This window comes from Myxococcus sp. AM010 (assembly GCF_013372585.1).
In the GTDB taxonomy this organism is placed as follows: Bacteria; Myxococcota; Myxococcia; order Myxococcales; family Myxococcaceae; genus Myxococcus; species Myxococcus vastator.
Genome location: NZ_JABXEO010000009.1, coordinates 116,500 through 136,753, shown reverse-complemented (window position 1 = coordinate 136,753; position 20,254 = coordinate 116,500). Strand labels below are relative to the sequence as shown.

General features: G+C 67.9%; 13 protein-coding genes and 1 pseudogene. 10 read left to right on the top strand and 4 right to left on the bottom strand.

What is annotated here, in order from left to right; all coding sequences use genetic code 11:
• Window positions 1-388: 388 nt before the first annotated feature.
• The 3 genes from HV826_RS07710 to HV826_RS37030 form a co-directional block, all read right to left on the bottom strand.
• The gene (locus HV826_RS07710) at window positions 389-910 is read right to left on the bottom strand and encodes a hypothetical protein (RefSeq protein WP_176416347.1); all 522 of its coding nucleotides are present in this window, start codon (window positions 908-910) and stop codon (window positions 389-391) included.
• 82 nt (window positions 911-992) lie between these two features.
• Window positions 993-1,376 carry a hypothetical protein gene (locus HV826_RS07705; RefSeq protein WP_176416346.1) on the bottom strand — a complete coding sequence of 128 codons (384 nt, stop codon included), beginning with the start codon at window positions 1,374-1,376 and terminating at the stop codon, window positions 993-995.
• Window positions 1,377-2,481: 1,105 nt separating this feature from the next.
• Window positions 2,482-3,327 carry an IS701 family transposase gene (locus HV826_RS37030; RefSeq protein ID WP_255207906.1) on the bottom strand — a complete coding sequence of 282 codons (846 nt, stop codon included), beginning with the start codon at window positions 3,325-3,327 and terminating at the stop codon, window positions 2,482-2,484.
• A gap of 564 nt (window positions 3,328-3,891) precedes the next feature.
• Here HV826_RS37030 and HV826_RS07695 point away from each other — a divergent pair.
• The 6 genes from HV826_RS07695 to HV826_RS07670 are packed head-to-tail and all read left to right on the top strand — an operon-like array spanning window position 3,892 to window position 14,162.
• Entirely contained in the window at window positions 3,892-5,049 is a 1,158-nt protein-coding gene (locus tag HV826_RS07695; protein WP_368670865.1) for an HlyD family secretion protein, read from the top strand.
• A 2-nt stretch (window positions 5,050-5,051) separates the two neighbouring features.
• Window positions 5,052-7,781, top strand: coding sequence for an ATP-binding cassette domain-containing protein (locus tag HV826_RS07690; RefSeq protein WP_176416344.1), 2,730 nt, complete (start codon window positions 5,052-5,054; stop codon window positions 7,779-7,781).
• Window positions 7,778-9,889 carry an ABC transporter ATP-binding protein gene (locus tag HV826_RS07685; protein WP_176416343.1) on the top strand — a complete coding sequence of 704 codons (2,112 nt, stop codon included), beginning with the start codon at window positions 7,778-7,780 and terminating at the stop codon, window positions 9,887-9,889. The genes HV826_RS07690 and HV826_RS07685 overlap by 4 nt, the downstream gene beginning before the upstream one ends.
• Window positions 9,886-11,385, top strand: coding sequence for a TolC family protein (locus HV826_RS07680; protein ID WP_176416342.1), 1,500 nt, complete (start codon window positions 9,886-9,888; stop codon window positions 11,383-11,385). Before HV826_RS07685 ends, HV826_RS07680 begins: the two co-directional genes overlap by 4 nt.
• Before the next feature lie 6 nt (window positions 11,386-11,391).
• Entirely contained in the window at window positions 11,392-13,140 is a 1,749-nt protein-coding gene (locus HV826_RS07675) for a hypothetical protein (protein ID WP_176416341.1), read from the top strand.
• Window positions 13,141-13,148: 8 nt separating this feature from the next.
• Window positions 13,149-14,162, top strand: coding sequence for a phosphotransferase enzyme family protein (locus tag HV826_RS07670; protein ID WP_176416340.1), 1,014 nt, complete (start codon window positions 13,149-13,151; stop codon window positions 14,160-14,162).
• Window positions 14,163-14,255: 93 nt separating this feature from the next.
• Here the strand turns inward: HV826_RS07670 and HV826_RS07665 are convergent, their stop codons facing one another.
• The gene (locus tag HV826_RS07665; RefSeq protein WP_176416339.1) at window positions 14,256-14,810 is read right to left on the bottom strand and encodes a dihydrofolate reductase family protein; all 555 of its coding nucleotides are present in this window, start codon (window positions 14,808-14,810) and stop codon (window positions 14,256-14,258) included.
• Between the two features lie 307 nt (window positions 14,811-15,117).
• Here HV826_RS07665 and HV826_RS07660 point away from each other — a divergent pair.
• The 4 genes and pseudogenes from HV826_RS07660 to HV826_RS07645 all read left to right on the top strand — a co-directional run.
• Window positions 15,118-15,232, top strand: a pseudogene (locus HV826_RS07660) (IS5/IS1182 family transposase); the annotation flags it as partial.
• A 155-nt stretch (window positions 15,233-15,387) separates the two neighbouring features.
• Entirely contained in the window at window positions 15,388-16,758 is a 1,371-nt protein-coding gene (locus HV826_RS07655; protein WP_176416338.1) for a hypothetical protein, read from the top strand.
• A gap of 208 nt (window positions 16,759-16,966) precedes the next feature.
• Complete coding sequence (locus HV826_RS07650; RefSeq protein ID WP_255217087.1) at window positions 16,967-18,670, top strand: DUF1592 domain-containing protein; 1,704 nt, start codon at window positions 16,967-16,969, stop codon at window positions 18,668-18,670.
• A complete protein-coding gene (locus HV826_RS07645) occupies window positions 18,667-20,091 on the top strand; it encodes a DUF1552 domain-containing protein (protein WP_176416337.1) in 1,425 nt (474 codons plus the stop codon). Before HV826_RS07650 ends, HV826_RS07645 begins: the two co-directional genes overlap by 4 nt.
• Window positions 20,092-20,254: the final 163 nt, after the last annotated feature.

Sequence of the window (20,254 nt, the reverse complement as noted above, 5' to 3'; positions counted from 1 at the left end):
ATTGAAGCCATGCGCTGTGGGTGGGCAGCTGGGGTCCTCACGATTTTGTCGCGTGGCGCAGACGCGCCAAGACCGCCTCAAAATGTCTCGGTCATGTGAGCCAAGTCCAGTCGGTGTTGTCCAGGAGCGGAGTCCGTTCCCGACGGCGGCGGGCGGAGACCTCTTCGCGCCAGGCTTCCCGCTACGCCAACGTGAGTGAGACAGTTCGTCCCGGCAGTTTAGTGTGTAGACGGCGAGAAGTGCGCGTCGTAGGTGCTTTCGCTGCGAATGATCGGTTGCTCCCCCCGGGCCGAGCCTCCTCCGCCTTCGTGGCATGAGGACGCTTTCTCACTTTGGGCCGTGGTGGTTCATAGGCCGCGCCAATCAACACGAGGCGGCGCCCCTCCGTTCAGAACGGAGCCCCCTCGGTCTGTACTTCGAGCGCTTGACTGTTGATCGTCGTGATGAGCCGGCGGATGGCATCGTTGCGATGAGCCGGGGGCATGATGCCGAGCGATTCACGGAACGCTTGCGCATCCTCTACGGTCCAGCGACGTGCGCGGATCGCAGCGTCGATCAGACGGTGTATCTCCTGGACCGCGGAGAGGCTCTGGGGGGACGCTTCCTCTGGAGCTTCGGCCGCGTCGGCACGGGCGGAAGCATGACTCGGGGGCAGAGCCTCACGGAGTGCCAGGGCGAGCTCGGCTCGAAGCAGGGCAACATCCACGCTGGCGGGGGGTGGCGGCGGGCCGCAGGGCGCGTTGGAGGGTAGCGCCGTTTGCTTCACCAGGGATTCGAGCATCCCACTTTGATGTTCGAGCTCCTGGAGGACCTGAGCGTTCGCATCTGGCGCCGCGTGCCAGCCCGCGAGGAACGCGGCAAGGGGCCCGGTGACGAGGAAGATGAGCCACGGCTTGGAGAGGATGGGCATGTCTGGGCATACTCGGGCGCTAATGACGAACTGCTGCGTTCCCCAAAGGCACGTGTGCGCGACGTGCCTCCGGAGGCGCAACTCACAGCTGCTTGGGTGCGTAAGCTGACGCGTTTTCCACATACAGTGACGTACACCGACCCAAGGCGTTCCATCTGAACAAGATGTAGGAGTCGCCATTGATGGCGCGTGCGGTGGTCACGAGGTACGGGTCATCCGATGTGCAGGAACCATATGTGTTGAGGCTGTGCGCGAAGCAGGTCAGTAACGGCGCGCTGCCCGCATAGGTCGTGATGCTGCAGCCAATGCGTTGCACTGCGTCCGGGCTGTTTCGAGCACTGCCAAGGGGGCCCGAGGCGTGTTCACTCGTCACTTGGACGGGTTTGTTAACCTTTTCGCCTGCTCCCGCCACCGCCCCAAGCAGCGACGTCAGGGCCATAGCCATCCACTTCGTGCCGCGCTTCATCAAGGTGTTCCTCCTGGCGTCAAGGAATGTCACTCCAAGGGCATGATGTCCTTTACGGTGTGTGGAAGGCAATGCTCGTAGGACGCGACGCTCGGGTGCCCCGGATACCGAGGTCCGGGCTCGCCCGGCTTTGGGGCCCTGGATGTTGGAAACACTTGGAAATACCTGTACTTTGGGTTGGCGGCCGAGGCTGAGGCGGGGACACTTGGCCAACCCTCCCAAGGAGCAACACTGCATGTGGGACTTCCGGCGGACGACATGAGGCACGGCATGTCGTGGCGAGGTCGACCCCAGGGATGCGCGCATCGCGGAACTCGGGCGCCCGGTCGAGGAGCCGGCCGAGCGCCTCAGTGTTGAGTATCCGACACCCCGGACCCAAGAGCCTGAAGGCGTCGGCTATTCAGCCTCTGGGCAGCCCCAAAGGGCTCGGGATAGGAAACTTCCGCACTGAGGAGAACGGTGAGCGTCAAGGTAGATGTCGCGTGAAAGGATTCAACCGATGCGCTCCAATTCCAGTTCCATACCCTGCTGGGCATGGCGCAGGAGCGGAGAGATGAGCGACTGAAGGAGAAGCTGGTACGTGCTAGTACTACCCGGTCACATGCGTGACGGCCCCCGAGGAGGTGCGCGGGCGTTGATGTGGCGCAGGCAGAGTGGGCAGTGGCCTATGCGGCGCAGTAGCAGGTGCTGAAGGCGGCGGCGCACCTCGGGCAGTGTCCAGCGCGTTCTCCTCCGGGGGGAAAAGCGCCCGGCAGAGCGCGAGGAATCCGTGGGCGACCATGCAGAGGGTGGCATGGTGGTGGAAGCCTCGCCACCCTCGCCCCTCGAAGTGTTCAAGCCCCACCTCTCCTTTGAATTCCTGGTAGTCGCGCTCCACTCTCCAGCGCAGCTTGGCCAAGCGAATCAACTTCTTGAGCCTCGTGTTCGCGGGCAGCGAGCAGAGCGAGTACTTCGTCGGAGCCTTCTCCTCCTGGGGCCACTCGATGAGCAGCCACACCTCTTCACTCGGGGGAGCTCGCTGGACGTGCCGCTCCGCCATCCGCACGCGCACGGCAGCGAATCGGGAGGACTGCTCGCCCCGACTGCCCTCGCGCCAAGAGACTGTCTAAAATTCCTCTTTGGGAAGTTGAAGCGCCAACTCCTCAATGGTCCAAGGCTGCACGCCCTCGGCCACGTAGCCCGTGCGCGGGCGCCCGCTTTGGCCCGGTTCCCTCTCGGGCTGATGCGGCTTTGCGCCGGGCGGCCACACCTTGCGCGTGCCCTGCACGCCCATCAGGTAGTGCAGGCCGCGCTCGCGCACGCCGTCGCGGAACTCCCGCGCATCGCCGTACCCGGCATCAGCCAAGACGAGGTGCCGGCGCACACCCCACGCCAACGCGTCATCCAATTGGCTCAGCGCTATCTGCCACTTCCTCTGAAACTTCACTCCAGACGGGACACCCGCGGCCTTGCAGCGCTTCCCGCGGCGCGTCCACTCCTCAGGCAGGTACAGCTGCATGGCGAGGCAACCGCTGCCCTTCTCTCCCGCGACATGCAGGCTGACGGCCACCTGGCAGTTCTCCGTCCGCCCCAGGGTGCCCGAATACTGGCGGGCCACGCCCAGTGAATGAACGCCCTTCTTCGGGAAGCCCGTGTCGTCAATGACGAGGGCCTCCAGGCCTGGCAACTCGTGCTCGAGTTGCCGGGCCAAGCGCCGTCGCATTTCAGAGTCGTCCCAAGCCGCGCCGGACACGCACTGCTGAAGCCGCTGGCGCATGGCTTCTGTCTGCTCGGGTGCTTCGACGAGCCGGGCCGCCATGGGCTCGATGCTTTTGCGTTCTCCGTCGAGCAGCAGTCCAGTGAGGTATCCGCCGAGGGCACGACGTCTCTCAGTCCGGCCCATTCCCTCCGTCATCGAGCCCAGGAACTCGCTCAGCTCCCGGTCAAGCTTGCGTAACTGGGTGGGCGTCATGCTCCGTCAAGACGGGGCGTCCGCGCCCGATTCATCTGACCGGGTAGTACCAGGAGCGCCCTGGCATATTCGGCTCAAGCGTACGAGCGGTTCTGGAGCAACCTGGCAGGAACGACCACCTGCAAGATCAAGACGTTGCCAGAAATGAGAAGAGGAGCTGATGGAAAATCCCCATCAACCCCCCCTCTGTTGATCTGAAACGAGGAACGCCCAGACTCAACAGCGGGCGTCAAAACGACTGACTACTAGCGCGCCTTCGGGCCGCCGCGAACGTGGATCTTGATCTTCATGTCGAGCCTCCTTTCTTCGAATTGAACGCTACGTGTACTCGAAACAGGATGTCAAATCGAACCAGTGATTAATGTGCAACGCATTGCGGCGATACGGACGAAGTCCCGCGGCGCATCGAGGTGCCCGTGTTCAGACAAGGGGAGCGTGAATCACAAAGCAGTGGCCGAGGTGTTGACAGGGCGCGACCATTAAGGCGACTTTTGTTCGCGGACCATGGCATATCCCTTCGAGCGGACCCTTCGTTCCCTGAACTACGAGTCGGACACGCGCCTCGTGTTCGTCGCTCTGATGGTGTTGTGCGCCGGCGGGCTCATCGCCTGGTCGCTGTTCGCCAAGGTCCCGCTCGTCAAGGCCAGCTCACAGGCCCGGATCGAGCCACACAACGCCGTCCATCGCATCGAGCCGCCCAGCGCGGGCAGGGTCGTGCTCTCGCGGCTCAAACTCGACCAGGAGGTCAAGGAAGGCGACCTTCTCATCGAGTTCGACACACGGGCCGAGCGCCTCGAGCTCGAGCGGAGCAAGGCGACGCTCGCCGCGACCGAGAAGGAGCTCGCCATCATCCGCCAGCAGATCGCCAACAAGCACGAAGAGGCGGCTTTGACGGCACGGGTGGACGAGGTCGCGGTCAAGGAGGCGCTGGAGAGGGAGCAGGAGCTCGCGCCCAGGCACCGGCTCGCGGTGGAGCGCGCGCAGCTGGCCCTCAATAGCCCGACGGGCGCGGTCTCGGAGATGGAGAAGCTCGAGCGCACGACCGATGTCGACGCGCTCCGCTTCGCGCAGACGGCGCAGGGCCTGGCGCTCATCCGACTGCGGCGCGAGCAGAACGTGCGCCGTCAAGCCCTCGCCGCGCAGCTGCTGGAATTCGAGCGCGAGGAGCTGGGCGCCGAGGGGCGGATCCGGGAGCTCCAGGGCACCATCGACCGCCTTGAGTACCAGATCGAGCAGAAGCTGTATCGGGCGCCGGCCACGGGCCACCTGGTCGACGTGGCGGAGCTCGGCGCGGGAGCGTTCATCGCCGACGGGCAGCGGGTCGGCACCATCCTCGCGAGCGATGCCGAGGTGCGGGTGCGCGCCCGTTTCCCGAAGGAGATCGTCGGATTGATCCATCCCGGTCAAACGGCGCGCCTCAAGCTCGACGGCTACCCGACGACCATCTACGGGACGGTCCCCGCCAGCGTGACGGCCGTCGGGACCGAGCCCGGCCAGACGGCCACGCCCGAGGCCATCCCTGGTACGGTGCGCGTCGAGCTCAAGTTCGCGCCGCCGGACGATCCGCGCATCCAGCTGCGCCACGGCATGACCCTGGCGGTGGAGGTCGAGGTCGCGCGGGCATCGCCTGTCGCGCTGCTGATGCGGGCGGTCGGCGAATGGAATCCGCAGCCTGAAGAACGGCCCACGACTGTGTTCCGGCCCGAAGAAGTGGCCCGCTGACCATGACTCCTCCCAGGCGCCGACGCTCAATCATTCCCGAGGTGATCCAGATCTCGGCGACGGACTGCGGCCCCGCTTCACTCAAGAGCCTGTTCGCGGGGATGGGCGCCGAGCTCAACTATCGCGTCCTTCGCGAAGTGTGTCAGACGGACGTCGATGGCACCTCGATCGTCACCTTGGATGAAGTCGCGAACCAGCTCGGGCTCGACGCCGAGCAGGTGATGCTTCCGCTCGATCACGTGGTGGTCCCCGAAGCCAAGGCGCTTCCCGCCATCATCGTCACGCTCAGCGCGGGAGGGCGGCCGCACTTCGTGGTGCTGTGGAATCGCGTCGGCCCGTTCATCCAGGTCATGGACCCGGCGGCGGGCCGTCACTGGACCCGGATTTCGACGCTGCTGAGCCACCTGTACCAGCACACCACGTCCGTTCCGGCGACCGGCTGGCGCGAATGGGCCGGGTCCGAGGAGGCGGTCGCGACGTTCGAGCGCCGCCTGCTGAACCTGGGTGCGACGCAGGCGCGGGCGCTGGTTGCCGGGGCGCTCGAGGACCCCGGGTATCTGTCAATCGCCAGGCTCGACGCCGCGTGCCGGGCGTCCGAAGCGATGATTCGCGCGGGCGCCGTCCGGCGAGGCCGGACGGCGGCGGGGCTGCTGCAATCCATGATTGCGAAGGACGACTCCGGCGCAGTGCCCATTCCCGCTGCCTATTGGTCCGTTCGCCCCAACCCGGAGGTGGAGGGCGAGCTGTCGATGACCGGCGCGGTGCTGATGCGGGTTCGCGGTTGGCGCGAGGCTTCGCGCGCAGGCGAAGACGCGCCGAGAGCCGTGCTCGCGAGCGACCTGGCGACGGAGCTCGTCGCCAGGCAGGTGAGCCCGGCGCGAACGCTGCTCCGCCTGCGAGGCGAAGATTCGTGGGTCGTTCCGGGCCTGATTGCGGTGGGCCTGGTGTTCGCCACCTTCGGGCGGATCCTGCAAGCGCTGATGCTCCGTGGCGTGCTCGACCTGGGGCGCGACCTCGGCACGTTCGCGCAGCGTGCGACGGGCATGGCCGCTCTCGCGGGCGTCGCGCTCTGCTTCATGCTCATCCAAATCCCCGTTTCATTGGGATTGCTCGGCATCGGCCGCCGGCTCGAGGTGCGGCTGCGGAAGGCGTATTTCGAGAAGCTCCCCGAAATGGAGGACCGCTATTTCCAGAGCCGGCTCGCCTCCGACATGGCGTCTCGCACGCACAACATCCAGGCGATGCGGTCGCTGCCGGCCCTGCTCGCGCAGGCCTTGGTCCTGTCGCTCGAAGTCACGAGCATCACTGCCGCGCTCATCTGGGCCGCGCCGCACGCATGGCACATCGTGCTCGCGCTCGCGGCGGTCACGCTGCTCGTGCCCCTGGTCGCGCAGAAGCTGCTCTTCGAGCCCGACCTGCGCGTGCAGATGCACGCAGGCGCGCTCAGCGGATTCACCCTGAACGCGCTCGTCGGGCTCACGCCGATCCGGATCCACGGCGCCGAGCGGTCGCTGCGCCGCGCGCAGGAGACCTTGCTCGTCAGCTGGAGCAAGGCGCGCTATTGGCTCCAGACGCTGTCGGTCGGGTTCGAAGGCGGGCTGATGCTGGTGAGCTACGGCCTTGTCATGCTGCTCGTCTATTCGTACCTCGCGGGCACCGATCGGGCTTCGCTGGTGTTGTTGGTCGTCTATTGGGCGCTGCGGTTCCCCATCCTCGGCCAGCGGCTGATGCTGCTGAGCCGCGCGTTCCCGAATGCGATGAACCGGGTTCGCCGGCTCCTCGACGTCATCGGCGACATCAAGGATCCGCAGGCCCGGCCCGAGGCGCCAGTGCGGGAGCCTGTCGCGCCCGCGGACGCCGCGAGCGGCGTTTCGATCGTGATGGAGAAGGTCCGCGTGAAAGGCGGCGGTCACACCATCCTCGACAAGGTTTCCTTGAACATCGCCCCCGGCGAGCACGTGGCCGTGGTCGGTGTCTCCGGAGCAGGCAAGTCGACGCTGGTCGGCCTCTTGCTCGGCTGGCTCCGGCCGGCGCGCGGCGAAATCAAGGTCGACGGGCAGGTGCTCGATCAGGCCGCTGTCGAGCGGCTGCGCCGCACCACGGCCTGGGTGGATCCGGCGATCAGTCTCTGGAACCAGAGCCTCATCGACAACCTCCGGTATGGCAACGACGGCGCACAAGGCTGGTCACTGTCGGGGGCGCTCAAGGGCGCCGAGATGCTCGACATCCTCGAAGCGCTTCCAGACGGGCTTCAGACGTCGTTGGGCGAAGGCGGAGGGCTGGTCTCGGGCGGCCAAGGTCAGCGCGTGCGCCTGGCGCGCGCGATGCTTCGCTCCGGCGTGCGCCTGGCCATCCTCGACGAGCCCTTTCGCGGTCTCGATCGCGACCGGCGCGCGCGGCTCCTCACCGAGTCCCGGCGGCTCTGGGCAGACATCACGCTCCTCTGTGTCACCCACGACGTCGAGCACACCCAGGAGTTCGATCGCGTGCTCGTGATAGAGAACGGTCGGATCCTCGAAAACGGGCCGCCGAAGGAGCTGCTCGCGAACAAAGAGTCGCGGTACGCCGTGCTCCTTCGCGCCGACCAGGAGAATCGCACGCTGCTCTGGGGCGGTGGGCGCTGGCGCCATTGGTGGCTTTCGGACGGCCAGCTGGTGGAGAGGCCAGCGCCGAAGCCGGTGGAGCCGCCGGTCGCGGAGCCCGTCGCAGGCGAGATGGAGCTGGCGGGATGACGCGCTCGCACTCCGACTTGTTGTGGCCGGTCGAGCGACTGCCCGACGCGCTGGAGCAGCTGGCGCAGCGGCAAGGCTATGGCAGGGCTGCGGGCGAGATCGCTCCGCCCGCGGCGGCCGTCGAGCCGAGCCGGGTCTGGATGTTCGCGCTCGGAGATCGACTCGGCGTGGAGCTCGAGCCGATCACGCCGCTCTACCACGAGCTGCCCGACGTCCTCGCACGCGCCGCGCCCTGCATCCTCCAGGTCCGGCGAGACGGCGTCCCGTCCTATCTGGTGCTGCTGGGTACGCGGCGCGGGAAGCTGCGCCTGCTCGCGCGCGACGCCACGGTGGTTTCGGTCCAGACGAAGAGCGCGATCGCGCTCCTGCGCGAAGAGCAGGAAGCCACCGTCGCCGAGGTGGACCAGCTGCTTGGCGGCGTGGAGATGTCGCCCCGTGCGCGCGAGCACGCCCGCTCACAGATGCTGCTGCAGCGGCTCGGCCAGGCGCAGCTGCGCACCGGCTGGATCATGCGCCCCAGGCGCACTGCGAACCGGCGGACGCTGCTCGGCGACATCCCGTCGCTCGTCGCCGGCATCCTCGTGAGCCACACGCTCCTCTCGCTGGTGCTGGCTGGCTCGTTCTGGTTGCTCGGTCGCGCCGCGCTCCAGGCCCACCTCGAGACCGGCTGGTTCCTGGGGTGGATCGCCGTGATCGCGTGCTCGATTCCGCTACGCATGCTCGAGGTGTGGTGGCAGGGCGTGTTCTCGATCCGGCTCGGAACGCTGCTGAAGCAGCAGCTCCTTGCGGGAACCCTCAAGCTGACCCCCGACGAGGTGCGGCTCGACGGCATCGGCCGCCATTTCGGCCGCGTCGCCGAGGCCGAGGTCGTCGAGCAGCTTGCGGTCGGCGGCGCCCTGCTCGCGGTGTTGTCGCTCGTCGACTTGATCCTGGCGGGCGTCATCCTCGTGCTCGGGGCGGGAGGGTGGCCCCAGGCGATGGTGCTCGTCCTGTGGGTCGTGGTCGCGTTCGTCCTCGCGCGCCGCCACTACGGCGTCCAGCGGGCGTGGTCGAGCGCGCGCGTCGAGATCACCCACGACCTGCTCGAGCGCATGCTCGGCCATCGAACGCGGCTGGCGCAGCTTCCACTCGAGCGCTGGCATGATGGCGAAGACGTCCGCTTGAGCTCCTACTCCGAGATCTCGAAGGTCATGGATCGCCGGACCATGCAGCTGACCGCGCTCCTGCGCGACGGCTGGTTGGTGCTCGCCCTGCTGACCTTGCTGCCGGCGTTCAGCAGCGGTACGGCCAATGCCAGCGCGCTGGCGGTGTCCGTGGGCGGCATCTTGCTCGCGCTGCGAGCCTTCGACGAGGTCGCCGTCTACTTCCAGCAGGTCTCCCAGGCGGCGGTGTCGTTCGAGCAGATCCGCGACTTGCTGCTCGCGGTGGGCCGCCCCGAGCTCGAGTCGAAAGTCCCTCTCGAAATGGAGGGAGGCAAGCCCACCGACGCCGCAGACGGAGCCCTCATCGAGGCGCGGGGCGTGACCTTCCGGCACGATGCGCGCACCCGGCCGGTGCTCGAGAACTGCTCGTTCCAGATCGCGCAGGGCGACCGCATCCTGCTGGAGGGCCCATCGGGCGGTGGCAAGTCGACGCTGGTGTCGCTGCTCACGGGCCTGAGGACGCCGCAGGGCGGTGTGATGCTGCTGCACGCGTTGGACCGCGCGACGTTCGGCTCCTCGGGCTGGCGCAAGCGCATCACCGCCGCGCCGCAGTTCCACGAGAACCACGTCCTGTCCGGCAGCTTCGCGTACAATCTCCTGCTCGGGCGCGAGTGGCCGACCTCGCCCGAGCTGCGGACCAAGGCCGCCGCGCTGTGCAAGGAGCTCGGGCTGGACGAGCTTGTCGCCAAGATGCCCGCCGGCCTCGAGGAGATGATCGGCGAGACCGGCTGGCAACTCTCCCACGGAGAGAAGAGCCGGCTCTACATCGCGCGCACGCTGCTGCAGGGGGTCGAGCTGGTCATCCTCGACGAGAGCTTCGCCTCCCTCGATCCCGAGACCATGCGGGTCGCGCAGCGCTGCGTCCTCAACCACGCGAAAGCCCTCGTGGTCGTCAGCCACCCATGAGACTTCGATTTACGCTCGCCCTCCTCGTGATGACCTGCTCCGGTTGCGAGCTGATCCGTCCCGTCGTCGTCAACCCGCCTCCGACGCCGAGCAGCTACTCGACCGCCGTCGAACCGCGCACCGAGCCGCCCCAACCGTCCAGCGCACCCGAGGGCGGGGTTCCAAGCCCGCAGCCGTCGAAGGAGGGCGTGCCCGCGCAGCCTGCCGAGCGCGTCACCCAGGACGCAGTCTGGTGGTCGGCGTTCGCCGATCCGGCGCTCGACACGGCCATCCAGGAGTGCTTCAGCGACAACCTGGTCCTGCGCGAAGTGCGGGAGCTGATCTACGAGAACCAGCTCGACCCCAACGTGCCGCAAGGTTGGTGGTACCCGCTCCAGGTCGGCATCCTGAACCCGGCGGGGCTGAGGCATGTCGTCGCCAACGCCAACCTTCCGCCCGCGCCGCCAACCCGGGCCGAGTACGACGTCGCCACCGTCGGTTTCGGCGTGGCCTACCAGGTCGACCTGTTTGGAGCCCTCGGTGCGCAGCGGCGCGCGGGATTGAACTTCGCCGAGCAGCAGCGGCAGCTCACCGAGGGCCGCGTCCAGGACCTCGCGGTGCGGATCACCCAGGTCTGGTTCGACATCCTCGAGGCCCGCGCGCTTCGGGACCTCACGCTGCGGCAGATCGACTACAACAAGGAGCTGCTCCGGCTGATTCGAGCGCGGTTCGAGCAGCACCTCACGCCCCGGCTCGTGGTGCTGCAGCAGGAGCAGTTGCTGGTGAACCTCGAATCGCAGGTGCCGCTGATCGCCACCCGGAACGCGCTCTTGAATTCGGAGCTGAAGGCGCTGCTGGGCCGGGTACCAACCCCCGCCGACGACGTCATTCCACTCGATCGACAGCTTCCCGATCTCCCGCCCCCACCGAAACTCGGAACGCCGGGCGACCTGAACGTGAACACGCCCGAGATGCGGCTCGCGGAGCTGCGCGTCGCCGAGGTCGAGCACCGCATCAACGCGAACCTGGCGAGCTGGCTTCCGACGATTCAACTGGTGGGCAACGTGGGCGCTTTGAAGGTCGGCCTGTCGGAGCCGGCCCTGGCCGAGTCCGTCGTCGGGGTGAACCTGACCTGGGCCCTGTTCGATGGAAGGCGCGTCACCGAGTACATGCGACTGCCGATCCAGCTCCAGCGTCGCGAGATCCAATACCAGCTCGCGCTGAACACCGCGATCGGACGGGTGCAGGATGCCGTGGTTCGGGAGGAGAACGAGGCGACGAGCCTGCGCAGCCTGCGTGCGCAGGTCCAGCTCGGGCAGCAGCTCTTGGACGAAGCGAGGCGGCTCTTCGAGCAGGGGCACTCGGACTATCTGACGGTGCTCACCGCCCTGACGAATCTGGTCGGGCTCGAGCGCGCAAGTCTGCAGGCGCAACGGCTGCTGCTCAACCATCGCGTCGAGGTCTATCGCTCGCTCGGCGGCACCTGGTCGCGCGACGTCACACTGAAGCGGGAGTGAGAAGCCATGGCACAGCTGCAAGCGGATGAGATGCTCTACATTCCCAATCGAAGGCGGCTCACGCACGACCGGCTCGACGCGGGGAATGGCCAGCAGGTCCTGCACCTCTTCTATGGCGAAGTGGAGCTCATCTTCGACGAGCCGGACATCGCGCCCTTGGGCGAGAAGCTGCTCCAGGTCGAGCAATTTCAAGCCTCCGACGCCATGGCGTGGTCCGACGGCGCGCCCCATTCCTGGGACAAGATCCGGGACCTGCTCGAAGCATTGATCGAACAGCGGGTGTTGAGGCGGGTCTCAGATGCGCCCACGGGCCGCCCCTCGGTGTCCTTCCCTGAGCGGTTGGGTGAGGTGCCAGCGGGGCGTGAGCCGCTCACGTTCAGCGCCAGCGACAACCGTTGCCCCGTGCTGACCGAACAGGCGTTCGGACGGGCGTTCGAGCTCTCGAACCTCGAGGTGGTCGTGCCCGTCTACCGCGTGGCGCATCCGGCGCTCGACGGTGACGGCCGGCAAGTGGGCGAGAACAACGTCGCACCGCGCACCTTGTTCCTCGATCTCCCCACCGTGCGCAAGCAGTGCCACTACGCGGGGAGCCGGTACCAGAGCGAACGCCCGATGAACGTGACCGCGATGAAGGGCATGGCGCGTCAGTGGCCGGACCTGCTCTCGCTGACCGAGCAGTTCCGCAGGGCCTTCCTCGCGCGCATGCCGCCCCGGACCCCGGGCGTGCTCACCGCGGGCGAGCTCCACATGCTGGTCGTCTGCACGCTCGCGTCGGTCGGGTACGTGCTGGTGCGGGGCACCCATCCGGTGCCAAACGGAGAGCTCGACAGCGGGCTCGCGGCCATGTTCCGGCTGATCGACGGAGTGCGCCTGGTCACCAACGACCTGGTGCGCGACGCCCCCGAGCAGCCCGTCACCGCGCAAACGATCGTGGACTATGCCGAGCGTCACGCGGTCTTCCATGGTCCGCACGGCGTGTGCGCCGGGCCGCCGGCGCTGATCAACGAATATATGCAGGTGTTGACCGGCTCGGCCCCGGCACCCATCGAGGCCCAGCCCGACATCGCAGCGCGCCTCGGCGATCTCGACGCCGCCATCGATTACGGCCTGCTCGGGCAGCGCGTCGAATCGGTGGTCCGCTTCCTCGGCGCGACCCAGGGGCTGCTCCACGAACGGCTCCGGGCGGCGTTCGCCGGACACCTCCCGCGCACCGCGCTGCAAGCGTGCGTGGAGGCGCCCATCGATGTCGCGCATTACCCGTTGCTCCGGGACGACTTCCCACTCGCCGAGACATACCAGCGCGAGATCAAGCTCAGCCGCTGGTTGTTCGCGCGCATCGGCGAGGCGTTCCCCGGCACGCCACAGGGCACCTCGCTGGACGAGCTGGCGAAGCTGGATCCCGCCGAGCAGGTCACGAGCCAGCGGCGACTGGCCGAGCTCTTCGCGCATGGGCTGCCGGGAGACAAGGTCGTGGCGGAGCCCATCTGCGGTGAGCTCGCTGGCGTCGCTGCCAGCGCGTTCGCCCTCGAGCGCCGGTGCCTGCGCGTCGTCGAGCGCGAGCAAGCGATGCTGAACCAGCGGCTCCGGCGCCCGGATCACCCCCTGACCGGCGCAGACCTGGCTGTGTTCACGCGGCCGCGCAATGGCCCCCCGTTGGCGGAGACCCTCGCGCGCGGCCTGGGCGTCTCGGTCACCAGCGACTCTGCCTCGACCGTGCTGGGCTACGGTGAGAGCAGCCTCACGTTGAAGGACTAGAGGGTTCGATGCATCCAGAGCTTGTCCGCCGCTTCCACGAACCGATTCGCGACGAGGCTGCGCGCCGGTATGGCCTGTCGCCCGAGCAGCTCACCGAGCTCGCGGCCTTCGAGAACTTCGTCTACGAGGCGGAGAACGACGACGGCGAGGGCCTGATCTTGCGCATCTCGCACAGTACGCGGCGAACGATCGACTACACGCTGGGGGAGGTCGAGTTCGTTCGCTATCTGGCCGCCGCGCGCATTCCAGTCGCCTCGCCGGTCCTCTCCGAGTCGGGGCAGTTCGTGGAGCGGATCGAAGACCGCGAGCCCGGCAGCTACTTCGTCGCCACCGCGTTCGAGCGCGCGCCGGGCATCGTCTTCGACGACGCGCCTCCGCTCAAGGAGCGCTACTGGAAGCCCCCCCTGTTCCGCGACATGGGCCGGCTGTTCGCGCGGCTCCACAACCGCGCCCAGACCTACGCGCCTTCGAACCCCAGGCTCAAGCGCCAGGAATGGCATGAGTACGACGTGGTCGACATCGACCGGTTCGCGCCTCCCGAAGAGAAGCTCGTTCGCGAGCGCACCGCGGCGATCATCGCGCGATTGAACCAGCTACCGCGAACACCGGAGAGCTACGGGCTGATCCACGCCGATCTCCACATGCACAACTTCTGCTTCGCCGAAGGGAAGATCACCGCGTTCGACTTCGACAACAGCGAGTACGCGTGGTTCGTCAAGGACATCGCGGTACTCCTCTTCTACATCGCGCGAGGCGAGGAGAGAGAGGCGCGCGACGAAGCGGTCGCTGCGTTCCTGGGGCCGTTCCTCGAAGGGTATCGGGAGCTCCGACCGATGGAGCGCGAGTGGCTCGCGGCCGTGCCGGACCTGCTCGCGCTCCAGCGCTCGATGAACTACGCGCTGTTCCACCAGTATCGCGACCCGGCCGTGCTCGACGAGAGCACGCTCGACCGGTGGGGGCGGTTCCGGCGCGACATCGAAGCGGACACACCCGTCCTGCAGATTGATTTCACGAGCTTCTAGCGCATGAGAGGGATGGGCGCCCCGATTCCGTGGACAGTTTCGTTGAGCTGCCGCACAGGCAGCCGCCGGAGAAGCGCTCGGGCCCTTCCACGCTCATCCCGCTTTGCGACGGAAGTGGAGCGCCTGCACGCCGGACTTGAACCGCTGCGTCGAGAGGAGCTCGAGATGCCGCGCACTCGACAGGCCATGAAACAACGTCGGCCCGCGGCCGCTGATGAGGGGATGAACGACGATGCGGTACTCGTCGATGAGCCCCAACTCCTCGAGCGCAGCCGCGAGCTTGGGCGCTCCGACGAGGACCCCCCGCTCGGTCTTCGCTTTCAGCGCCGAGATCGCCTCGCGAAGGTCACCCTCCACCTTGGTCGTGTTCTGCCACGGAAAGTCGCTCCGCGAGCCTGACACGACGTACTTCGCCTTCGCCTCGAGCTTCTGTGCCCACTCGCGCATCGCGCGCGGCGCCTTTTCGTCGCGTGCCACCGCGGGCCAGGCGCCCTCCATCAGCTCGTAGGTGTTGCGTCCGAAGAGCATCGCCCCGCTCTGCTCCATGAGCTGCGTCCAATAGTCGTGCAGCTCGTCGTCCACGATCCCCTGGGTGTGATCGATGCACCCGTCCAAAGTCACGTTGAGACCGAAGGTAAGAAGGCCCATGGCGTGGGACTCTACGAAAAGCGCGCCCAGCGCGCAGCAGCCCGAGCCAACGACGCAATGCCCCCTTCCCCGGTGAGTATCGGCGCGCAGAAACCAGGCCCCATCGCGGGCGATACTCCACGCGATTCGTCGAATGGATACGGACATCCAGCAGCGGACAGCGGCCGCTGTCTGGAAGGAGCGCCGCCAACTCGACATCCGGACGGCCCGAGAAGAGGTCTCGCTTGCAGCCATCGACACCTTCGTCCAGCACCTCATCGCCTCGCAGGCGGCCGTGGTCGGCCTCCTGCGGGAGCGGACACTCGTCGATCGCTTCCGGCGACTGCTGGTGCGATGGGAGACGCGCGAAGACACCTATCTGGGAATGCTGCACCTCGCGGGTGGGAATCATCACCTGGTTCCACGCGCTCCTACCGAGATAAGCTTTAAGCTCCGGGATGTTGGCCCCTCAATTGCTTTGGGCCGAGGCAGCCCCCCGTCTCGTCACTGGAAGCCGAGCACCCATGCATTCCCGCCCCTTCGTCTCTGTCCTCCCGGCCGCTTCCACCTCGTCTGTCCGCTCGAAGGAGGTGGCCCTGTGAGCCGCATCGCGAGATGGGTGTTGCTGGTGCTGGCGCTGGTCGTGTCGTACCGCCCGGCCGAAGCCGCGCAGGCGAAGAAGACGCAGGCGCAGCAGACCCAGGTGGCGGTGCTGCGCCCGGAGGGCCGCCAGGCGGCTGCGCTGCGCAGGGTGCTGACGCAGGAGCTGGGCAAGAAGGGACGCGGGCGAGAGGTGCTGCCCGCGAAGAAGGTGGATGCCCAAGTGAAGCGCATCCGCGGCGGGCCAAAGACGGAGGCGCAGCGGAAGGCGCTGGCGAAGAAGCTCGGCGCGGACGTGTTGATCCTCGCCTCGGTGAAGGGGACGAAGCGCTGGGACGTGGAGGTCCGCGCCTACTCCGGCAAGGACGGCACCCTCCTCGCGGAGGAGCGCTGGAATGTCCGCCCCCACCGCGCCTTCCCCGACGTGCGGCGCGAGCTCGAGCCCAAGCTGGGCGCGGCCCTGAAGGCGGACCCGGCGCAGCGCCTCCCTCCTGCCGCCGTCACGCCTCCAACGCCTGTCTCCGAGCCGGAGGTCGCGCCCCCGACCCCCATCGCGGAGGCACCGCGCCCGGCGGGGGTGAAGCCTCCTCCGCCCACCGTGAAGAAGGAGGAGCCGCCGGTGAAGCCCGAGCCGAAGGCAGCCGGCCTTCGCAACCTGGACGGCCCCATCCTGGAGGCGCTGCTGTCCGGACAGGGGCTGTTCCGCCGCTTCAACTTCTCGGGCAACAACGCCAACGCGCTGCCCGACTACAGCCTCAACAGCGCCGCGGCGGCGAGCCTCGCGGTGAGCTACTTCCCGCTCTCCCACTTCACGGATGGGATGGTGCACAACCTGGGTATCGTGGCGCGGGGCTCACGCGCCCTCGGGCTGTCCACGCGGCTCCCGGATGGCTCCACGTACGGCACCACCGCGCAGCTCCTGGAGGGAGGCCTGCGCTTCCGCCTGCCGCTGCGGTGGCTGGAGGTCTCGGTGGGCGCGCTGTACGGCACCCACTCCTTCGCGCTGGAACTCCCGCCGGAGAGCACCTTCGCCCTGCCCGACGTGGACTACCGCTTCGCGCACGTGGAGCTGGGCCTGCGCAAGGCGCTCACCGAGCGATGGGCCATCGCCGCGCGCGTGGGCTACCAGCACGTGCTGAGCGGCGGCGAGCTGTCCTCGGACGACTACATCCCGGAGCTGAGCGGCTCCGGACTCGATGGCGAGCTCGCCGTGGAGTTCGCCCTGACGCGCATGCTGGGTCTGCGGCTGGGCGGAGAGCTGCGGAGCTACTCCTTCACCGCCGACGCCGCGGAGGGAGCCCCGGTCTTCGCCGGCGGCGCCAAGGACCTGTACTTCAGCGGTCAGCTCGGCGTGTCTCTGAGGCTGTAAGCACCGGCGCATTGAGGGGGTCTGTCCCCCACGCATGTGGCGCCTCCTCCACACTTTCCGCCACGCATGCACGCGTGACACGAGTTTTTCAGTATCCGTGTCATCGGGCCATTCGATCGATGCGCGTGCGAGTCGCGGATACATTGACAGGAACGCGTCATCCATCCGATGGGTATGTCTCCCAATGATGGAGGCGCTCGTGCCGAGGATGCGGTCACAACGGTTGTCACGAGAGCCAGCGGAGCGGGGACGGTGGTGGCGCCCGGTGGTGCTCGGGCTGGTCTTGAGCGGGGCTGCTGGCTGCGAAGGAACGATCTCCAACCCGGAGGGCCCCGGCCCCGGTACGCCCCCGCCCACCGTCATCGAGAAGCCAGCCCCGTCCGTGCGGATGGCGCGCCTGACGCACGTGCAGTGGGCCAACAGCGTGCAGGAGCTGCTCAGGCTGGACGCGCCGCCCACCACGCTGGCGGGCACCTTCCGCGCGGACCCCGCCCAGAGCGGCTTTCTCTTTGACAACGATGCGCGCGCCCTCTCCGTCGACGAGGCCCTCTGGGGCGCCTACCAGCGCGCCGCCGAGGAGCTCGCCGGCCAGGTGACGACGGACGCGACGAAGCTCGCGCGCCTGCTGCCTCCGTCGGCCGCCACCGACGAGGAGCGCGCCCGCGCCTTCGTGGAGTCCTTCGGCCTGCGCGCGCACCGGCGCCCGCTGACGTCCGAAGAGGTGGAGCGCTACCTCGGGCTGTACCGCAAGGGGCCCCAGGCCTACGCGGACATGTCGGCCTTCGAGGGTGGCATCCGGCTGGTGCTCGAAGCCTTCCTCCAGTCGCCTCACTTCCTCTACCGCGTGGAGCGCAGCACGGAGGCCGTGCAGGACCGAGTGCCGCTCGACGACTACGAAGTGGCTTCGCGGCTGAGCTACGGCCTCTGGAGCGCCATGCCGGACGACGCCCTGTTCGCCGCCGCGAGCGAGGGCACCCTGCACTCCCGCGAAGGCGTCGCCACACAGGCACGGCGCATGCTCCAGGACGCGCGCTCGAACAAGGTGGTGGAGGCCTTCCACCGCACCCTCTTCGACGTGCCCCGCTATGCCGCCATCCGGCCCTCCCTCACGCGCTACCCGCAGGTGTCCGAGCGCCTCGGGGAGTACGCGGCCCGGGAGACGACCCTTTTCGTCCAGGACGTCGTCTTCTCCCGCAAGGGCGGCTACAGCGACCTGCTCACCTCGCCGGCCACCTTCGTCAACGACGAGCTGGCGCGCGTCTACGGGCTGAGTGGCACGTTCACCGCCGACTTCGTCCCCGTGACGCTGGACTCGCGCGAGCGCAAGGGCGTGCTCACCCAGGTGGGCTTCCTAGCCTCGCACGCGACGTCGGTGGACCCGGACCCCATCCACCGCGGCGTCTTCGTGTCCGAGCGCATCATCTGCCGGAAGATTGGCGCGCCGCCGGCCAACATCCCACCGCTCCCCGCCCCCCAGGGCCGCACCAATCGCGAGGTCGTCGCCTCGCACACCGAAGTGCCAGGGACTCCGTGCGCCAGCTGCCACTCGAACCTCATCAACCCGCTCGGCTTCCCCTTCGAGAACTTCGACGCCATCGGCGGCTACCGCACCACGGACAACGGACATCCGGTGGACGCCAGCGCGACTCCCAACATCAACGGAGAGACGGTGCCGGTGCGCGACGCGCTCGACCTTGCGGACGCACTCGCGGCCAATGAGGCGGTGCATGCGTGCTACGCGCGGCACTGGGTGGAGTACCTCCACGGGCGCCCGTTCGCCGACGAGGATGTGCCGCTGGCGGAGCGGCTCGGTAAGCTGTCGCAGGCGGGCAACCTGTCCATCGTCGACCTCGTCGTGGAGGTCGTCACCAGCGAGGGCTTCGTGAATCGCCACCCGGAGGAGCTGCCATGAAGCTGAGTCGCCGGATGGTGTTGAAGGGCCTGGGCGGGACGATGCTGAGCCTGCCGTTTCTCGAGGGGCTGATGCCGAGGACCGCCCGCGCGGCGGACTCGGGGGCGCTGCCGTACGCCATCTTCTTCCGGCAGGCCAACGGCGTCGCCTCGGCCCAGACGACGTCGGAGCTCGGCGCGGAGCCGGAGCGATTCTGGCCGCGCACCCTGGGGGCGCTCACCGCGGAGAGCATGGCCGGGCGGGCCGTGGGCGTGCTCAATGACCACCGCGAGCACCTGCTGCTGGTGCGCAACGTCAACATGAGGGACTACAACTACGGGGACGGCCACGCCCGCGGCGCCATGCAGGGGCTGACCGCGCGGGGCCCCGTGGTGGAGGGCGCGGGCGGCGGCTCCGAGTCCGGAGGCGAGTCCATCGACCACCGCATCGGCCGCGAGCTCAATCCGCAGCAGCGTGACTCGCTCGTCTTCTACGCGGGCCGGCGTGGCGGCTGGCTCGGGGGGCCCTGCATCTCCTACCGGAGCAGCAACGTGCGCCGGGCCGCGCTGCATGACCCGTGGAATGCGTACCAGACGATGATCGGCGGCCCGGGAGGACTGACTCCCGAGGCTCGCGAGCAGCTCCTCGTCCGGCAGCGCAGCGTGAACGACCTGGTGAAGGCCCAGCTCCAGGCGCTCCAGCAGCGGCCCGAGCTGAGCGCGTCCGACCATGAGCGCTTGGACCTGCACCTGTCCAACGTCCGGGACCTGGAGGTCGCCCTGAGCTGCCGCATGCGCGCGGACCAGGAGCTCATCCTCCAGCAGCAGGCGCCCGGCTATGACAGCACGGACGGCACCGAGGTGCTCGCCACCGCCAGGCTGCACATGGACATCGCCGTGATGGCGATGGCGTGCGGCACCAACCGCGCGGCCGTCATCCAGGTAGGCAACGGCAACGACGGCGACACGCGCTACCGCAACCCGGACACGGGGCAGTTGATGGAGAACTTCCATTACGTGTCCCACCGTCGCTCGTCGCACGACTCCAGCGGCGGCATCATCACTGGCTCGGACCTGCTGCACCACCACGTGGACGTGCAGTTCGCGAGCGCCTTCAAGCACCTCCTGGACCGGCTGGTGGCCTACCAGATGCCGGACGGGAAGCGACTCATCGAGCACGGCGTGGCCGTCTGGTACAACGACCTGGGCAACGGGCCGGCCCACTCGGCGCGCAATGTGCCCTTCGTCCTGGCGGGGAGCTGCAATGGCTTCCTCAAACAGGGCGTCTACGTCGAGGCGTCGGGCGGCGGCAATCCCAACCACAACCGGATGCTGAACACGATTGGCACCGCCGTGGGGCTGAGGAACGCGGCCGGCGGGAACCTGGACGACTTCGGCGACCCGGCGCTGACCAAGGGCGTGCTCTCCGAGCTCATCGCCTGAGCGGACGATTGCGTCCTGCTCCAGTGTTCGGCGCTGGAGCAGGTCGTTCAGGCAGCGTGGGCACGCTGCCCGTGGAGCTGGGGCAAGCGCCTGGCTGGGTGAGCGTGTGACCGAACACTGCTGACACGCCCTGTCAGCACACCTCGGGCACAACCTTGGGATG

Excerpts from the sequence above, each read along its gene's own strand:
- HV826_RS07710 (WP_176416347.1), bottom strand. The coding sequence starts at position 910 with ATGCCCATCCTCTCCAAGCCGTGGCTCATCTTCCTCGTCACCGGGCCC.
- HV826_RS07705 (WP_176416346.1), bottom strand. The coding sequence starts at position 1,376 with ATGAAGCGCGGCACGAAGTGGATGGCTATGGCCCTGACGTCGCTGCTT.
- HV826_RS37030 (WP_255207906.1), bottom strand. The coding sequence starts at position 3,327 with ATGACGCCCACCCAGTTACGCAAGCTTGACCGGGAGCTGAGCGAGTTC.
- HV826_RS07690 (WP_176416344.1), top strand. The coding sequence starts at position 5,052 with ATGACTCCTCCCAGGCGCCGACGCTCAATCATTCCCGAGGTGATCCAG.
- HV826_RS07685 (WP_176416343.1), top strand. The coding sequence starts at position 7,778 with ATGACGCGCTCGCACTCCGACTTGTTGTGGCCGGTCGAGCGACTGCCC.
- HV826_RS07680 (WP_176416342.1), top strand. The coding sequence starts at position 9,886 with ATGAGACTTCGATTTACGCTCGCCCTCCTCGTGATGACCTGCTCCGGT.
- HV826_RS07675 (WP_176416341.1), top strand. The coding sequence starts at position 11,392 with ATGGCACAGCTGCAAGCGGATGAGATGCTCTACATTCCCAATCGAAGG.
- HV826_RS07670 (WP_176416340.1), top strand. The coding sequence starts at position 13,149 with ATGCATCCAGAGCTTGTCCGCCGCTTCCACGAACCGATTCGCGACGAG.
- HV826_RS07665 (WP_176416339.1), bottom strand. The coding sequence starts at position 14,810 with ATGGGCCTTCTTACCTTCGGTCTCAACGTGACTTTGGACGGGTGCATC.
- HV826_RS07650 (WP_255217087.1), top strand. The coding sequence starts at position 16,967 with ATGCGGTCACAACGGTTGTCACGAGAGCCAGCGGAGCGGGGACGGTGG.
- HV826_RS07645 (WP_176416337.1), top strand. The coding sequence starts at position 18,667 with ATGAAGCTGAGTCGCCGGATGGTGTTGAAGGGCCTGGGCGGGACGATG.